The sequence below is a fragment of the Bacillus sp. FSL W8-1141 genome, assembly GCF_038593205.1.
Classification (GTDB): Bacteria; Bacillota; Bacilli; order Bacillales; family Bacillaceae; genus Bacillus; species Bacillus altitudinis.
In genome coordinates this window covers 574,703-590,514 of sequence record NZ_CP151973.1, presented here as the reverse complement: position 1 = coordinate 590,514, position 15,812 = coordinate 574,703, and the positions used below count along the sequence as shown (strand labels likewise).

Annotated in this window: 14 protein-coding genes, 7 tRNA genes and 2 pseudogenes; 4 read left to right on the top strand and 19 right to left on the bottom strand. The window is 39.5% G+C overall.

Annotated elements, in window-relative coordinates:
- Window positions 1-68: 68 nt before the first annotated feature.
- The 5 genes from NSQ52_RS02890 to NSQ52_RS02870 form a co-directional block, all read right to left on the bottom strand.
- Window positions 69-830, bottom strand: coding sequence for an SDR family NAD(P)-dependent oxidoreductase (locus NSQ52_RS02890; protein WP_342473897.1), 762 nt, complete (start codon window positions 828-830; stop codon window positions 69-71).
- Between the two features lie 111 nt (window positions 831-941).
- Window positions 942-1,319: an MmcQ/YjbR family DNA-binding protein gene (locus NSQ52_RS02885; RefSeq protein WP_019743360.1), complete on the bottom strand. Its 378-nt coding sequence runs from the start codon at window positions 1,317-1,319 to the stop codon at window positions 942-944.
- Between the two features lie 151 nt (window positions 1,320-1,470).
- Complete coding sequence (locus NSQ52_RS02880; protein ID WP_216896061.1) at window positions 1,471-2,364, bottom strand: alpha/beta hydrolase; 894 nt, start codon at window positions 2,362-2,364, stop codon at window positions 1,471-1,473.
- Window positions 2,365-2,554: 190 nt separating this feature from the next.
- Window positions 2,555-3,994: a DHA2 family efflux MFS transporter permease subunit gene (locus NSQ52_RS02875; protein ID WP_045035253.1), complete on the bottom strand. Its 1,440-nt coding sequence runs from the start codon at window positions 3,992-3,994 to the stop codon at window positions 2,555-2,557.
- A 72-nt stretch (window positions 3,995-4,066) separates the two neighbouring features.
- Window positions 4,067-4,645 (bottom strand): TetR/AcrR family transcriptional regulator, encoded by a 579-nt coding sequence (locus tag NSQ52_RS02870; protein WP_039169846.1) that lies wholly within the window; start codon window positions 4,643-4,645, stop codon window positions 4,067-4,069.
- A 268-nt stretch (window positions 4,646-4,913) separates the two neighbouring features.
- Here NSQ52_RS02870 and NSQ52_RS02865 point away from each other — a divergent pair, with 268 nt between their 5' ends.
- Window positions 4,914-5,645 carry a glycoside hydrolase family 16 protein gene (locus NSQ52_RS02865; protein ID WP_342473896.1) on the top strand — a complete coding sequence of 244 codons (732 nt, stop codon included), beginning with the start codon at window positions 4,914-4,916 and terminating at the stop codon, window positions 5,643-5,645.
- A 42-nt stretch (window positions 5,646-5,687) separates the two neighbouring features.
- Here the strand turns inward: NSQ52_RS02865 and NSQ52_RS02860 are convergent, their stop codons facing one another.
- Window positions 5,688-6,089: a MerR family transcriptional regulator gene (locus NSQ52_RS02860; RefSeq protein ID WP_039169850.1), complete on the bottom strand. Its 402-nt coding sequence runs from the start codon at window positions 6,087-6,089 to the stop codon at window positions 5,688-5,690.
- A 223-nt stretch (window positions 6,090-6,312) separates the two neighbouring features.
- Here NSQ52_RS02860 and NSQ52_RS02855 point away from each other — a divergent pair, with 223 nt between their 5' ends.
- Together NSQ52_RS02855 and NSQ52_RS02850 are read left to right on the top strand one after the other, a co-directional pair.
- Window positions 6,313-7,362 carry an NAD(P)-dependent alcohol dehydrogenase gene (locus tag NSQ52_RS02855; protein WP_342473895.1) on the top strand — a complete coding sequence of 350 codons (1,050 nt, stop codon included), beginning with the start codon at window positions 6,313-6,315 and terminating at the stop codon, window positions 7,360-7,362.
- Between the two features lie 250 nt (window positions 7,363-7,612).
- Window positions 7,613-8,073, top strand: a pseudogene (locus tag NSQ52_RS02850) (CarD family transcriptional regulator).
- Window positions 8,074-8,351: 278 nt separating this feature from the next.
- Here NSQ52_RS02850 and NSQ52_RS02845 read toward each other — a convergent pair.
- From NSQ52_RS02845 to NSQ52_RS02835, 3 genes are all read right to left on the bottom strand, one after another.
- Complete coding sequence (locus tag NSQ52_RS02845; RefSeq protein WP_003214229.1) at window positions 8,352-8,555, bottom strand: cold-shock protein; 204 nt, start codon at window positions 8,553-8,555, stop codon at window positions 8,352-8,354.
- 286 nt (window positions 8,556-8,841) lie between these two features.
- A complete protein-coding gene (locus tag NSQ52_RS02840) occupies window positions 8,842-9,348 on the bottom strand; it encodes a GrpB family protein (protein WP_144668423.1) in 507 nt (168 codons plus the stop codon).
- 215 nt (window positions 9,349-9,563) lie between these two features.
- A complete protein-coding gene (locus NSQ52_RS02835) occupies window positions 9,564-10,358 on the bottom strand; it encodes an alpha/beta hydrolase (protein WP_326241926.1) in 795 nt (264 codons plus the stop codon).
- 337 nt (window positions 10,359-10,695) lie between these two features.
- On the opposite strand from NSQ52_RS02835, the gene NSQ52_RS02830 reads away from it, so the two are divergent.
- Entirely contained in the window at window positions 10,696-11,259 is a 564-nt protein-coding gene (locus NSQ52_RS02830) for a GNAT family protein (RefSeq protein WP_144680377.1), read from the top strand.
- A 193-nt stretch (window positions 11,260-11,452) separates the two neighbouring features.
- Here NSQ52_RS02830 and NSQ52_RS02825 read toward each other — a convergent pair.
- The 10 genes and pseudogenes from NSQ52_RS02825 to NSQ52_RS02780 all read right to left on the bottom strand — a co-directional run.
- Window positions 11,453-11,542 (bottom strand): annotated as a pseudogene (locus NSQ52_RS02825) (hypothetical protein); the annotation flags it as partial.
- Window positions 11,543-11,798: 256 nt separating this feature from the next.
- Window positions 11,799-12,344, bottom strand: a complete 546-nt coding sequence (locus tag NSQ52_RS02820; RefSeq protein ID WP_326241927.1) for an HAD-IIIA family hydrolase — start codon at window positions 12,342-12,344, stop codon at window positions 11,799-11,801.
- A 625-nt stretch (window positions 12,345-12,969) separates the two neighbouring features.
- Window positions 12,970-13,053 (bottom strand) — tRNA-Leu (locus NSQ52_RS02815).
- Between the two features lie 48 nt (window positions 13,054-13,101).
- Window positions 13,102-13,184 (bottom strand) — tRNA-Leu (locus tag NSQ52_RS02810).
- 7 nt (window positions 13,185-13,191) lie between these two features.
- A tRNA-Lys gene (locus tag NSQ52_RS02805) sits at window positions 13,192-13,267 on the bottom strand.
- Between the two features lie 31 nt (window positions 13,268-13,298).
- Window positions 13,299-13,373: transfer RNA gene (locus NSQ52_RS02800), tRNA-Gln, on the bottom strand.
- 24 nt (window positions 13,374-13,397) lie between these two features.
- Window positions 13,398-13,469 (bottom strand) — tRNA-Glu (locus tag NSQ52_RS02795).
- A 9-nt stretch (window positions 13,470-13,478) separates the two neighbouring features.
- Window positions 13,479-13,569, bottom strand: a tRNA-Ser gene (locus tag NSQ52_RS02790).
- Between the two features lie 4 nt (window positions 13,570-13,573).
- Window positions 13,574-13,648: transfer RNA gene (locus NSQ52_RS02785), tRNA-Asn, on the bottom strand.
- 209 nt (window positions 13,649-13,857) lie between these two features.
- Complete coding sequence (locus NSQ52_RS02780; RefSeq protein WP_144680384.1) at window positions 13,858-15,705, bottom strand: sigma-54-dependent Fis family transcriptional regulator; 1,848 nt, start codon at window positions 15,703-15,705, stop codon at window positions 13,858-13,860.
- Window positions 15,706-15,812: the final 107 nt, after the last annotated feature.

The following is a 15,812-nucleotide window of genomic DNA, read 5'->3' as shown; positions in this document are numbered from 1 at the left end:
TGTGATCATGGGTTTTGAATGATGAATAAGAGTCACTAAGAGAATCTATCCTCAGTGATTGGAACTTTTTATTTCATGCTTGTGCCAGCGTGTAAAAAAATGGGGTCCTTCAATTCAAAATCAAATGTCTTCCCATCAACGATACCAACTGTTTTTGAACTGTCGTAAAGCTCAAGCAAGCACGCTGCCATTTCTTTTGATGTGTGATATTTCTTGATAGTGCCTTCATATTCGAATTGATCGACATCTAATGAACGCTTTGCAAATTCCGATTCTGTCGCAGCAGGCGCTAATACTTTTGCCTGTAATTTGGCTCCTTTTTCTTTCAATTCTAGGGCCAGCCCTTCTGTAAAGGCGCTCACATAAAATTTCGTGGCTGAATAAGTGACAGCGTTGCCGACGACGGTATAACCCGCTCTTGAAGAGATATTGATTAGCTGCTTCCCCTCTTTTTGCTCATAATCACGGACAAACAGAGTGGATAAAATTGTTAACGCTTCAATATTGAGATGAAGCATGTCCCCAATTTTTTTCACATCCTGCTCTCCTATTGAACCAAAATGGCCAAACCCGGCATTATTAATGAACGTATCCAGCTCATCACCAGCTAATGACTCATAGAAAGAATACACTTGCTCTCTGTCTGTTAAATCAACAGACTGGACTTTCACTTGAATATCGGGATATGTTTCTAGAACCTTTCCCTTCAGTTCTTGGAGTTTATCAAGCCGGCGTGCAGCTAAGATCAGATTTTTTCCTCTTGCTGCAAAGGCCAAAGCCGTTTCATATCCAATACCTGAACTTGCCCCTGTAATGACTGTATAGCCCATTGTATATCCCCCTATTCGTATCTTCTAGCTGTTTAAAGTATAGCGAGAGCATGTGACTCTAGTCAATTTTGAAGAGATTCAAAGAGTCATGAACAACTGAACGTTCAGCTTTTAATCGGTTTCTTTTGAATCATGTTGGAGGATAGCCTGCTGAGCTTTTTTTGTTAATTTGTGAAAAACCAGTTGATAGGAATGTTCAATTAGCTCTTCGACAAATGAAGATGGAATATCTGCATCAAGATAAATAGAATTCCAATGCGTCTTATTCATGTAATATCCGGGAATAATTCCTTCATGCATTTCTCTTAATTCTTCAGCGCGTTGCGGATCACATTTTAAAGTGATGACTGGCTTGCGATCGACGTCTCCCCCCATCATGGCGAACATCTTTCCACCTATATGATAACGATCTGCCTGCCACTCAGGTTGATAGTCGTGGGTTGCTCCTTGTAAAGAAAGACAAAATGCCTGTAGTGTCTCTTTTTTCATTCTATTAGCTCCTTTTTTAGTTGTCTTCTATCTTTCTATTATATCGACAGTTGTGATTGTTGTATCTACACTTCTTTTCAGGACGTCAGCAAGAACACAAAAAAAGCACAGAAAAAAAGGTCTGTGCTTTTTACTTATATCCGAATATTTCTTATTCAAACGCCTTCTTAAGCTGATCGCTCATTAGATGCCAAGCCTCTTCAGCTATCTCTAAATCTCCGGCATGAGTGAACGCATGAGGGACTCCTTTAAATTGTTTGTATGTGACATCTACCCCTGCTTCTTTTAACTTGTCCGCATAATGCTCAGCTTCTTCAGCTAGTGAATCTTTCTCAGCTGTGATAACAAGAGCTGGGGGCATTTGTGCTAAGACTTCTCTCTCTGCAAAGACTGGAGAAACGAGCGGATTGTGCGGATCTTGACCTTGCAGATAGAAGGCATTAAACAGTCTCGCCATTTCAACTGGAATTGCTTCTTCAAACGCTGGCTTTTGTGCTGGATCAGTAGCTAAATCAAGCGGCGGATAATCAAGCACTTGATAGACAATCGGAAGTTTGTTCCCTTTTTGGATATCAAGCAAACAAACCGCTGTTGCCAAATTCCCACCTGCACTATGTCCGCCAATGGCTAATCGATTTGGGTCTATTTGTAGTTCATCAGGATGTTCATATAACCATTTCATCACATCGTAGCATTCATGAAGAGCGGCCGGAAAAGGGTGTTCCGGTGCCAGCTGATATTCCACATTGACGACGATACACTCCGCACGATCTGCTATGACCGGACACCAATGATTATCCATTTCAGCACTTCCAAGTATAAAACCGCCCCCATGCAAATTGACGAAAACAGGTAGGGGTTGTTTCAATGTTTTCACAGGTTTAAATACCCACACCTTTGTTTTACCAGCACCCGTTGGGATATCATATTCCATTTTGTTCACTTCAGGAGGGTGGACTGGCTTAAGTTCTGATTGACCAGCTAATGAATCTTCAGCTGGTTGACGCAATGACTCAGCCATTTTAATTTGTTCGTCTAAGTTCATGATCTCAGCTCCTATCTTATTCTTTTATCTCTATCCATTCGTTACGAATTTCGCCTTTTCCTTCAATGTCGTCAGAGAGTCGTTGCTTTTTATCTATCTCCCCATTTTCAGCTCCTTTGAAACAAACATTCACCCCTATGAGTAAATAAAAAAAGCACTGCGGTGCTAAGTCCTCAGTGCTTTTCATATATTATGATACTTGTTGTTCTACTTTCACTCGTTTAATAAAGAAAGCAATCACCAAGCCAATCACTGTCATGATGACAGCAAAGATAAAGGCATGCTGGACGCCATTTGTAAAGGCGAGCAGCTTATTGACTGGATTTGCGGGATCAGCCACATTTTCCATAAAACTGCGCGCTCCTGATGAAAGGATCGAGATACCAACCGCAGTCCCAATCGCTCCTGACACTTGCTGCAATGTATTCATAATCGCTGTACCGTGCGGATATAGCTCTGGCGGCAGCTGATTTAATCCATTTGTTTGGGCAGGCATCATGATCATCGCAATTCCTATCATTAACGTAATATGAAGCGTCACGATATAACCGATGGACGTATTCACACTTAAGTTCGTGAAGCCAAACATGGTCGCTGCAACGATGACAAGGCCTGGGATGACAAGCCACTTCGGCCCAAATTTATCAAAAAGCCCACCCATGATTGGCGATAGCAGTCCATTGATAATTCCACCTGGTAATAGCATTAAACCTGCTGTAAATGTAGAAAGTGCCAAGGACGTTTGCAGATATAATGGCAAAATCATCATAGCAGACAGCATCACCATCATACACACTAAGATCAGAAGTAACCCGATCACAAACATTGGATATTTAAATGGGCTTAAATTCAACATCGGTTCTTTCATGTTTAACTGTCTTAGGGAGAACACAAGAATGCCAATGACACCTACAACAATCGCCACAATCACATGCATACTGCTCCAGCCACCGCCTTCACCGGCACTGCTAAAACCATACACAATTCCACCGAAACCGATGGTTGATAACACAATCGATAAAATGTCGATTTTCGGTCTCGTGGGTTCCGTAATATTTTGCATAAAAATATACCCAAATACGAGTGCAGCAACTAATAACGGAAGCGAAATCCAAAAAATCCAATGCCATGTTAACGATTTAAGAATGAGACCAGAGACAGTTGGACCAACTGCTGGGGCAAACATAATGACAAGACCGATAATCCCCATTGATCTACCTCTTTTATGAGGCGGAATGATGACCAAAATCGTATTAAACATCAATGGAAGGAGCAAGGCTGTTCCTACTGCCTGCACCACACGTGCCACCATTAAAATACTGAAGACTGGTGCAACGGCCGCAATAAATGTACCGATGATCGAAAAGACCAGTGAAGTTATGAAAAGCTGTCTTGTTGTAAACCATTGAAGAATGAGGCCTGAAATTGGAACAAGAATCCCTAGTGTTAATAAATAACCGGTTGTAAGCCACTGAGCAGTCGTTGCTTCAATACCAAAGTCTAATGTTAAACTTCTCAGCGCCATGTTGAGTGCCGTTTCACTAAACAGTCCAATAAATCCAGCTGTGATAAATGAAATAATAATGGGCAGCGTTCGAATGTCGGAAGCTGCTGTTTGCTGTTTGTTCATATTAAGTTGGCTCCTTTTCTTTTTCAATATTGAGCAATCTTAGGAAGTCAGGCTAGTCAGAAATGAGCCACTTCATTGTCGTTGAAAAACAGATAAAATTTGTTTTTCCGCAGCGAATTGTGCAATTTTTTCGATTGAGTAGCCAGATTCATGAATATAAAACATGAGTTCAGGCGTCATTGGAGAGGACATACATAATGTCGTCAACTCAATGTCTTGTATGTTTGCTTCTCCCTTTACTTTCGCTTCCTCGAGCAAATCACGAATGATTTGTTTGAGTGATTGACTGTAATGACAATCATATACTTTACTTGTCTGCTCTAAGTTCCCAGAGATTGTGAGCATGCGAATCCAATCTAAATGATGACCGACGATGAGATGAATTTCTTCAAGAACATATCGTAAACGCTCACGAACCGGCTGATCACTGATTTTACTTAAGTAAAGATGCAACGCAGGGATCAGTTGTTCAAATTTTTCTCCAAGGATCGAAAGGCATAAATCACTTTTATTGGCATATCGGCGGTAAAGAGTACCCTGTCCAACACCAGCTGTTTTAGCAATTTTATGCATACTGACATTCTCTACACCAAACTCTTGAAACAAAGAAAAAGCGACCTCTTCAATTTCCTTTCCAATATCCTTTTCCATGATGCTTCACCTTCTTTACCTTCATCCACCTTGCATATATCTCTATGTGTAAATCAAATTTCTTTCATTTTCATTAGGACAATTGTACCGGTATTATCTTACGGACAACTGTCCGCTTTGTCAATCATTATTTTTTACCTATCAATTTTCTTTTCATTCTATTAAAAAAACACACTGTTTATCATTATTTAGACCGATTTTCCATTTTGAGAGAATCATGTATGATCAAAAAGAAAACGCTTTCAAAAAAAGAGAGGGGAATGCCTACATGTCTTACCGTGTAAAACGATTGTTGATGCTGCTTGTCACTGGATTATTCTTAAGTTTGTCCACATTTGCTGCAAGTGCCTCGGCACAAACGGGCGGGTCGTTTTATGAACCGTTCAACAACTATAATACCGGGTTATGGCAAAAAGCCGATGGGTACTCGAACGGAAATATGTTCAACTGTACGTGGCGCGCAAACAATGTCTCCATGACGTCGTTAGGGGAAATGCGATTATCGCTCACAAGTCCCTACTATAATAAGTTTGACTGCGGAGAAAACCGTTCTACTCAAACATATGGCTATGGGCTATATGAAGTAAACATGAAACCAGCCAAAAATGTTGGGATCGTGTCTTCGTTCTTTACTTATACGGGACCGACTGATGGTACGCCTTGGGATGAAATCGACATCGAATTTCTAGGAAAAGATACGACAAAAGTTCAGTTTAACTATTATACCAATGGTGTCGGAAATCATGAAAAAATCGTCAACCTTGGTTTTGATGCAGCAAACTCTTATCACACATATGCGTTCGACTGGCAGCCTAACTCGATTAAATGGTATGTGGACGGTCAATTAAAACATACGGCTACTACTCAAATCCCTCAAACACCGGGAAAGATTATGATGAACTTATGGAATGGTGCAGGTGTCGATGAATGGCTCGGCTCCTACAACGGTGTTACTCCACTTTACGCTCATTACAATTGGGTGCGTTACACAAAAAGATAACCACATCACAAAACCTGTGACAAGTCACAGGTTTTTCTTCATTTAAATAGAGCTCGTTTTTAATTGATGAACTAGTTTTTGTTCATAACTGTGGATAATATCTTCATAACTTTCGATCTTGTAATCTAACCGTTTAATCGTTTCTTCGATTTCCTTTTGTTTGTCTACGAGTCTTTCTCTCTCATTGACCAAAATACTCTTCCTTGAGGACAATGTACGATCCTCTCCCTCGATAAATAAAGCCGTATATTCTCTAAGAGCATCAATTGACAGACCCGCATTTCTCATACATTTAATAAATTCTATCCACTGAATATCTTCTTCTGTATAATCACGAACACCATTTTCATCACGCCTGATCGGTCTAATTAAACCTATATTCTCATAATACCTGAGCGTAGCAGTAGATAAATCGAGCTGCTTGGCGGCTTGTGCTATTTTCATTGTTTTCACCCTTCTCTTCTTTCTCTTACTTGACGATCTCCCTTTTCCCATCATCTCCATTTTAATCGAGAAGACAAGATACTTTTGGCTCAAATCTTGATTCAAGGTTGATGCTAAAGCCTGAATTGAGGCGATCAGAGGGTTCTATGTTGACTTAAAGTTCACTTTAAGACGTACAGTATAGAGGAAGGCCCGAATCTTACTTTTGAAAGGATGATCAAGAATGTGTCAGACGCACCAATCAAACGTTTTAAGTGTTTCCCATGCAAAAGCAAACTTTGAACGGACAACCATTGAACGAAGAGCACTTCGTCCACATGATATTTTAATTGATATTCAGTTTAGCGGGATCTGTCATTCAGATATCCACAGTGCCTTTGATGAATGGGGCGGCGGTATTTTCCCAATGGTTCCGGGTCATGAGATTACTGGAGTTGTTTCAGCTGTTGGGGATGCTGTCACGAAATTCAACATTGGTGATCGTGTAGGTGTCGGTTGTTTTGTCGATTCTTGCGGTACATGTGAATATTGCCAAAATGGAGATGAACAATATTGCAAGAAAGGAGTCGTTCAAACTTATAATAACCTGGATTATGATGGAGAACCAACTTACGGCGGTTACAGTCAGAAAATTGTTGTGACAGAACGATTTGTTGTCAATATTCCTGACCAGCTCTCCCTCGATGTCGCCAGCCCCCTTCTCTGTGCCGGCATCACAACGTATTCTCCGTTAAAACACTGGAAGGCTGGGCCTGGCAAAAAAGTGGCGATTGTCGGAATGGGCGGTCTAGGTCATGTCGCCATTCAATTTGCACGCGCACTTGGCGCAGAAGTGACTGTATTAAGCCGCTCTTTGAATAAAAAAGAAGAGGCGCTGTCATTTGGTGCAAAAGACTATTTTGCTACAAGTGACCCTGATACGTTTCAGACACTAGCCGGTCAATATGACCTCATTCTCAATACCGTCTCTGCCAATATCAACGTGGATGCCTATTTGTCCTTACTTCGTGTTGACGGAACATTAGTGAACGTCGGTGCACCACCAAAGCCAGACAACTTCCATGTGTTTTCATTAATTACGGGACGTCGCAGCATCGCCGGCTCACTCGTTGGCGGCATCCAAGAAACACAAGAAATGCTCGATTTCGCAGCTGCTCACAAAATCGCACCACAAATTGAAGTGATCAACGCAAACCAAGTCGATGAAGCATATGAACGTGTGCTCAAAAGTGATGTGCGTTATCGGTTTGTGATTGATATTTCGACATTATGATCGAATTCTATTTGGAAAGACCAGCTCAATGGCTGGTCTTTTTTTAATGGTGGATATTCTGTTTTTCTTGTAGCAAGGATTCTTGAGGATATGATCAAAAACCATCCGAAATTCACATGAAAAAATCTCTCTTTTTCAGAACAAAATTTATTGACAAAAAATAAATAAACATGTTATTATTAAAAATTTGATTATTTTACCTCTAAGTGTGGTACCCTTAAAGTAGATACATGATATGGAGGCGGATGATATGTTTCAAATTGGTGATAACATTGTTTATCCAATGCACGGAGCAGGTATAATTGAAGCCATAGAAGAAAAAGAATTCTCTGATGAAAAACAACAGTATTATGTCATTAAGATGGCCGTTAGCCATATGAAAGTGATGATTCCTACAAGGAAGATGTCAAGGTCAAGAATAAGACCTGTTACAGATATACTTGCCTTAAAGAACATTATGCACACTTTTCAAAATGGAACATCAGATAAGTTATTGCCATGGAAAGAGAGATATAAAATCAACACCGACAAAATCAAAACGGGCGACATACTAGAAGGCGCTGAAGTGGTACGTGATCTCATGCGAATGAAGAAAGAAAAAAACTGAATGCAAGCGAAAAGAAAATGCTCGACGATGCTTATGGTTATTTGATTAGTGAGCTAGAAGTCATCAAAGGAATCACTGAAAAACAAATCAAGAGTTTCTGCTAATATTGTCTACCTGCTTCCCCATTTTTTGAATACATTTTCTCTACGAACAAATCCCTCTATCTTCGACCAGTAAAGAAAAAAGAATTTATTTAAGCAAATTCCGCATATTGTAAATCCAATATGCTATACTGTTGATAAACCTTTGAAGCATGAATTTTTTTACGATTACCTTGTAACATCTCCCTACTTGTACGCTGAGTAGGGTTTTTTATTGCAGAAATAAATGAAAACACAAAAAAACAGGCTCTCTACAGAGAACCTGTTTTAAAAAATGAAGATTAAGCAGTTTTTTGAACGTTAGCAGCTTGAGCTCCACGAGAACCTTGCTCTACGTCAAAAGTTACTTTTTGACCTTCGTCTAAAGATTTGAATCCGTCACCTTGGATAGCTGAGAAATGTACGAATACATCGTCTCCTTCTTCACGTTCGATAAATCCAAAACCTTTTTCTGCGTTAAACCATTTTACTGTACCTTGTTCCATGTTTGTTGCCTCCTAGTGCGTTACCACACAATGTATTATACTATCCTTGCCCAAAGTATCCTCAAGACGAAAAGTCTTTCTTCATGCTATCCTTTACGCCGAACAAAAATAATTATTCTTATTGTAACATGAATCGGAAATTATTGCAATTTAGGATTTAAAAGAGCACCGAATGTGCTATGGTAACACAAATAAGACAGAGATTTAATGATGAAATGTTTATTTAGCTTTGTTCAATCATTTGTGCATAAAATCAGCTTTTTTCAGCATGAAAAGAAATCTTTATCTAAATTCTCTCTAAAATCGATTGGACAAAGTTAGTTTTTCCCTCGGCATATTTGTGTTTGTCATTTTTAATTAAGCTAGATAGGTTCAGTTTGAGTTGCTCGTACTCAATTCTTACTAATTTGTTACTTCTTAAATAATCCCTGAAATTTAACTGTTCAAGTAAATATCTATTGCCTGTTTGATACATATGAATTTGGTGAGTACGTGGTTCTCCTTTGTTAAAATAGTGTCTCTCAGGTAAAACTTTGGTCCCTCTATATGAATAACCAAGCCCTTGCAAAGCTGTTACACACTGTTTCCCGTCAAAAAAACAATCTATTTCAATCGCAATATCAATAATGGGTTTCGCACTCAAACCATTAACTGCTGTACTTCCAATATGATGCACATTCACTGTATACTGACCAATGACCTCTACTATGCGTTTCTTTTCCCTTTCAAATTCTTTGCCCCATTCAGCAGACCAGGGAACTAAAAAAACTTCCCCTCTTGGCAATCCAAGCATAAGCTCAACCCCACCTTATCATTTCGTTGTTTAGTTGGAAATTTCAATAGTTTGAAGCCATTCGATCGATTAGAATGACATTTATTATATGATAACTCATACAAAAAGCCCACTCACATAAGATGAGTGGACTTTTTCGTTCACAAACTATAAAAATCATTAATACAGCCACGAACCCGAATCAAGAAAATTTCTATTTATACAAAGGTGAACAACTACATATTTTCCGACTCAAGTCTGTTTAACCAGTTATGGACTAATGAATGAAACACATCGGGTTGTTCAATCTGCAGGTTGTGACCAGCCATATCAAGCACTGCAAAAGTGGCCCTTGGATAGTCTTCGATCAGCCGCCACGCATCTTGATATCCGACTACATCGTCTTGACGCCCTGTGATCATGAGCGTGGGATACTGAAATTCAGCTGAAATGTCGAAGGTATAGCCATACCCATTTTGAAGAATGTTATTGATGAATTCATGATTTGTTTGTTTAGAAGGAAGGTAAATTTCATCGCGAAACCTCTCCCATTCCGTTTTTCCTTGCACAACCGCCATGGAGCAAAATGCATCCGCCTCCTCTGAAGACAAATGCGATATCAAGTGGCTGTCACTTTTTAGAACTGTCTTCTCTGGTACGACTCTTTTATCGAATACAGGTATAGTCATTGGGGCCACAAGCAGTAATCCACGAACGGTTTCCCGGCGTGAATGAACAATACCTCTAGCTATGTACCCTCCATACGAATAACCACAAACAATAAACTGTTCATCAGGGATCATCTCGTCCAAAAGACGCAATACCGCTTCTAACATTTCGTCAGAGTTCTGAATAGATGGGTGAGGCTGGGAACGTCCCATACCCGGTAAGTCTATGTATATTCTTTTCCAACCGCTTTGTTTTTCAAATACCGGTTCCAATGCATGTAACATCACTTGATGGTCAAGTGTCCAACCATGCAATATCACGATCGGAAATCCTTCTCCAATGACTTTATGATAAATTGACATGTATTTGCATCCCCTTTTCTAGCGCTTCCCTAGTAATCTCAAGGTTTTTTGTTGTTTTGCTTGTTAGGAAACTATGTTGCGATAACCCCAAAAAAACTTCTAACAAAAAATATTGTGCAGCCTGTTTATATTCTTTCACTTCATCATAACAAATCCCCATATTCATGTGTGACATTGAAATGCTTTATGTTACTTCAAATTTTAAAGAATTGAAAATTGTTCCAAAGCTCTTCTAATGAATTGATCAGTTTCTTGCTACAATAAATTGACAACGAACAGTTTGAACCACATACTCTCCATACATGCTAAAATATAAAATTCTGAGAGGAGAAATGAAATGAACCCTTTATTGTTAGATATTCCTTTACAATTAGAGACAAAAAGACTCATACTTCGAGCACCCCACCAAACAGGAGACGGGAAAATTGTAAACCAAGCAATAAAAGATTCCTTTTCTGAATTAAAAGCATGGTTGCCATTTGCTCAAGAACTTCCTACTGCTGAAGAAACAGAGATCAATTTAAGAAATGCTCATATCAATTTTTTAAAAAGGGAAAGTTTCCGTTTTCTTATTTTTGATAAAAACAGCAATCACTTCATTGGGATAACTAGCCTTCAGGGGATTGACTGGACCATTCCTAAATGTGAGATTGGGTACTGGATAAATACAAAGTTTAGTGGGAATGGATATATGACAGAAGCAGTGGAGAAATTAGCTGACTTCGGATTAAACAATGTCAAATTTAGAAGAATTGAAATAAGGTGTGAATCAACCAACCTCAAAAGTCGGGCTCTCCCAGAAAAACTTGGCTTTGCATTTGAAGGCACTTTAAGAAATGATGATTTATCCGCGGATGGCAGCAAGCTGACTGACACTTGTTTTTATTCCATAATAAAGTAACCTAATGAACATCAGCAATTAAAGTAATGGGTGCATTAGTGGAACAAGAAAAAACATAGCATATTATATAATATGCTATGTTTTTTAATTTTGGCCTTGATAAGTGGGTCTACTCCTCTAACATTGTCCTTATTGCCTTTACTTCTTCATAATCTGATGTTTTCTTTGATAAACCCTGACAGAAAGTTTTCAGCAGCAGGCTCTCAACACAAGACCACAATGTAACTGCAATCAGCTTCGACCTGTCACGAGGTACTTTTTTATCCCAGTCAATTTCTTTTATAGAGCAATTGGATTCACTCTCCATTCACAGATTTCTAAAGACTTTCCTCCTGATTAGCTTTCATGTTTCTTGCCATTTTTTCATAGTTCGGTCTGTTTTAACTCCGTCACCATCATTTCCACTGGTTTAACTTAATTTCAACGACCTCAACACTCTGTTCATGAAAGGACTCGTAACCTGTTTTAAAAAAACAAAAAAGATGCTACATGTTGAAACACCTTTTTTTGTATTGACAGCTCTCATTAGCAGGGTAATATTACACTTGATTATTTATACAAGAATTTTTATACAACCAGTTTATAGCATCATTAAGGTCATTGGCTATATAGTCTATTTTAATCCCACTTAATTTATCAAAGTGTTCACTAAGCGAATATTCACCAGCCCCAGTTCTAACCAAAATTTTAATACTTCCTACTTTATCAGCTGCAACAATATCACTCCAACGGTCCCCGATTACCACACAATTTTCGAGAGTTAAATCGTGTTTTTGTTGAGCTTCCATTAACATTCCTATGCCGGGCTTCCTACAAGAGCATCCGTCATTATGACCGTGTGGACATATATATACTTCATCAAAACCAAAACCTTTCAATTCCTCTTTAAAATCTTCTACCTTAGCTAGTCCACTTGATATACCAGATTGATTTGTAAAAGAGAATATTTTCACATTATCTTTTTTTAGTTTATTAATTTGAATTGCTGTATAAGGAAAGAGTTCGAATTTTCCGGGATAATGAATAGTGTCATCACCACCAATTGTTCCATCTCTATCTAAAAAAATTGCTTCTATCTGTTTCATGTTATCCCCCCATTAGCTAGCAACTGATCCTGCGTTAAGATTTATTATTCCATTAGAAAATTTTGATGACATCAGTTTATCATAAATATTTATTATCAATATCCCCTAATAAAAATTAAAATCTTTTCAACTGTCTTTCTTTTCAATTTGTTTCATTCTTTCCAAGAAAGAGAAAAAGGATGTTCATGTTACAGACTTGCCAAATGAATTTACATAATAAGTTTCTACGTGGTGTCTTTGTAAATTACATTTGTTTCATACTCACCAACCATTCAACTTAATTATTAAGGAAGGCTCTGTTAACCTCTCATTAATTGAAAGAAGCTAAAAACATATCTTTAATATTGTGTTGTGTACTTCCGTGTACTGCGACTATCTACAAACAAAAACTTCAAAAATCTTCACTATCTTAAACACTCTCATATCGCTCTATTAATTGAACAAGGAGAAGAATGTATAAGGTCATTTATTTTCTAAAAAAGGCTACGGCTGAGAATTAGACGACAATATATAAAAATATCAAACTCAAACAAAAAAATCCATTTACTTAAGATAAGTGGACAAATTCATTTAAAAGTTATAAAAAACAAAAAAACCAAAGATCTATAACCTTTGGTTTCTTAGATGCGGCCGAGAGGACTTGAACCTCCACGGGTTATTCACCCACTAGGCCCTCAACCTAGCGCGTCTGCCATTCCGCCACGACCGCGTGTATGATGTGCTCATATATTCATAAGTGCACTGTTTGAAAAAACAATGCGGGTGAAGGGACTTGAACCCCCACGTCATAAAGACACTAGATCCTAAGTCTAGCGCGTCTGCCAATTCCGCCACACCCGCGTGACAATGGTGAGCCATGAAGGACTCGAACCTTCGACCCTCTGATTAAAAGTCAGATGCTCTACCAACTGAGCTAATGGCTCATCTGCTATGCAGAAAAACATATATAAAAAATGGCTGGGCTAGCTGGATTCGAACCAACGCATGACGGAGTCAAAGTCCGTTGCCTTACCGCTTGGCTATAGCCCAACGAATCAACATAAAAAGAAAACATGACCCGTACGGGATTCGAACCCGTGTTACCGCCGTGAAAGGGCGGTGTCTTAACCGCTTGACCAACGGGCCATATGATAATGGCGGAGAAGGAGGGATTTGAACCCTCGCGCCGCTTGCGCGACCTACACCCTTAGCAGGGGCGCCTCTTCAGCCACTTGAGTACTTCTCCATTATGGCTCCGCAGGTAGGACTCGAACCTACGACCGATCGGTTAACAGCCGATAGCTCTACCACTGAGCTACTGCGGAATAATGAGACATGTTTCATTATATCTATGCCAGAAAAATGTGTCAAGAATTTTTAAACGTTTCATTCCTGCTTCATTTGCGACGGCTTTTATAATTTAACATATACTAATATAACAGTCAAGCCTTTTTCCATGCCATTTGTTTAACTTGACAGAAAGCCCCCGACCTCCACGTAGACCAAGGGCCTTGATGCAGCCTTCCTCATAAGATTAAGACAGATGAAACTTTCGCATCCACTTATAAAAAGTACTTCTTGGTACTCCTGCTAACCTCGCTGCTTCTGACACATGACCTTTTGTTTTATGCAGTGCGTCTATCACTGTTTGCTTTTGAATGCGTTCCCTGAATGTGAGTTCTTTTGAAGTCTCGGGTTGCTCCGCTGGATGCAGCTTCTGTTTTTTCTGATCAATCGTCTCTAATACTGAAGCATATTGCGATTCACCAATCCATCCACCTTTCGGAAAGAGAACCCTTAGATGTTCAAACAGGTTAAAAAGCTCTCTTATGTTTCCTGGCCAATGATACGCCTGTAATTTCTGAAAAAATGATTCAGGAAACGCTGCATTCCAGTGATGCTTCTTTTGGTAATAACGATATAAATCATGAATGTCTTCTTTTCTTTCTCTAAGCGGCGGGATATTGATCGGATAGACATGAAGACGGTAATACAAGTCTTCTCGTATTTTTCCTTCCTTCAGCAGTTCGTTCATATTACGGTGAGTCGCTGTAATGATTCGAATATCCAAAGGGATTTCGTGTGTCCCGCCGAGCGGTACGACTGCCCTTTCTTCTATCACCCGAAGAAGCGCTACTTGCATCGCATATGGGATTTCGCCTATTTCATCTAGAAAGAGTGTTCCTTTATGGGCTTGTTCAAATTTTCCTTTAGCTCCGTGACGTTTTGCTCCTGTAAAAGCACCTTCAGCATAGCCAAACAGCTCACTTTCTAACAGGCTTTCAGGAATGGCTCCGCAATTAACAGCAATGAACGGCCCTTTATGCCTTTCACTGGCGGAGTGAATGGCTCTAGCGGCGAGTTCCTTCCCTGTCCCTGTTTCTCCCCAAATATACACATGAGCATCTGTTTGTGCCGCTCTCTTCATCTCACTAAGCGTCTGTTGAAATACCTTACTTGTTCCTGATTCCCCGGGAAATTGAGCAAAAGAAACGGTCATGCTGCTTTTCGCTACTTCTTCAAGAGAAAGGGATATGCCTAGCACCTTCCCGTCTTGCTCTGATTGAATGATCTGCTTTCCCCGGATAACAAATGGATGATCCTTAAGCCGCTCAACATCCATTCCATACCAGTCTGAAAATCGATCTCTAATCGACCTGCTGGCAGACACAATTTGCTTTTTTTCATTACAGACCACATACGGTTCATCTGCTTCCACCTGCTGGAGACAATGAGTGATCAGCTCCAGCTCTCTCCTTTTTTGCTCGACTTGAATTTCTCTCTCTATGGCATAAGCAACCGTTGAAGCCATTCCAAGCATAAAAGGGTGCTTGTTATCCGTCATACAGGAGATATCAATCACCCCTATGATCGTACCGTCCGCATCGCGAATTGGAGCAGCTGAACAACTCCAATGATGAGAGGCGATAGAAAAATGCTCCGTTCCGTTGATCGTCACCGCTTCTCCGATGACGAGTGCCGTTCCGATCGCATTTGTCCCTACATCTGTTTCAGTCCAGCGTGAACCCTCCATAAAATTAATTCTTCTGGCTTCCACCATCGTTCTTTCGCTTCCTGTCAGACTTAGCACATAACCATCTGCATCAATGAGTAAGGCCAGCATATCAGAATCTTTTAATTGCTGATTGATTTTATTTAAGTAAGGAAGAGCCGCATTTAGGAATAATGAATATTTCTTTTTTTGAGCACTGAATCGTTCCTTTTCTAACAACGACTGTCCTTTATCTAAATACGGATTCACATTTGCCTGTTTACACCTGTGCCATGATTCTGCCACTCTCTTATTCAGACGAGACTGATCAAGCAAACCTTCACGAACAAAACGTTTCCACGTATTTAAATAACAAGGCGTCGGATTCATTCCATCCTCTCCTCTGGGGGCTTTTTATTCATTATAGATAAACATAAAAGCGCTTTCAATTATCATTGGCTAACCCAAGAAGTCAATTGGATGGAAAAGGAGTCTTT

Excerpts from the sequence above, each read along its gene's own strand:
- NSQ52_RS02890 (WP_342473897.1), bottom strand. The coding sequence starts at position 830 with ATGGGCTATACAGTCATTACAGGGGCAAGTTCAGGTATTGGATATGAA.
- NSQ52_RS02885 (WP_019743360.1), bottom strand. The coding sequence starts at position 1,319 with ATGAAAAAAGAGACACTACAGGCATTTTGTCTTTCTTTACAAGGAGCA.
- NSQ52_RS02880 (WP_216896061.1), bottom strand. The coding sequence starts at position 2,364 with ATGAACTTAGACGAACAAATTAAAATGGCTGAGTCATTGCGTCAACCA.
- NSQ52_RS02875 (WP_045035253.1), bottom strand. The coding sequence starts at position 3,994 with ATGAACAAACAGCAAACAGCAGCTTCCGACATTCGAACGCTGCCCATT.
- NSQ52_RS02870 (WP_039169846.1), bottom strand. The coding sequence starts at position 4,645 with ATGGAAAAGGATATTGGAAAGGAAATTGAAGAGGTCGCTTTTTCTTTG.
- NSQ52_RS02865 (WP_342473896.1), top strand. The coding sequence starts at position 4,914 with ATGTCTTACCGTGTAAAACGATTGTTGATGCTGCTTGTCACTGGATTA.
- NSQ52_RS02860 (WP_039169850.1), bottom strand. The coding sequence starts at position 6,089 with ATGAAAATAGCACAAGCCGCCAAGCAGCTCGATTTATCTACTGCTACG.
- NSQ52_RS02855 (WP_342473895.1), top strand. The coding sequence starts at position 6,313 with ATGTGTCAGACGCACCAATCAAACGTTTTAAGTGTTTCCCATGCAAAA.
- NSQ52_RS02845 (WP_003214229.1), bottom strand. The coding sequence starts at position 8,555 with ATGGAACAAGGTACAGTAAAATGGTTTAACGCAGAAAAAGGTTTTGGA.
- NSQ52_RS02840 (WP_144668423.1), bottom strand. The coding sequence starts at position 9,348 with ATGCTTGGATTGCCAAGAGGGGAAGTTTTTTTAGTTCCCTGGTCTGCT.
- NSQ52_RS02835 (WP_326241926.1), bottom strand. The coding sequence starts at position 10,358 with ATGTCAATTTATCATAAAGTCATTGGAGAAGGATTTCCGATCGTGATA.
- NSQ52_RS02830 (WP_144680377.1), top strand. The coding sequence starts at position 10,696 with ATGAACCCTTTATTGTTAGATATTCCTTTACAATTAGAGACAAAAAGA.
- NSQ52_RS02820 (WP_326241927.1), bottom strand. The coding sequence starts at position 12,344 with ATGAAACAGATAGAAGCAATTTTTTTAGATAGAGATGGAACAATTGGT.
- NSQ52_RS02780 (WP_144680384.1), bottom strand. The coding sequence starts at position 15,705 with ATGAATCCGACGCCTTGTTATTTAAATACGTGGAAACGTTTTGTTCGT.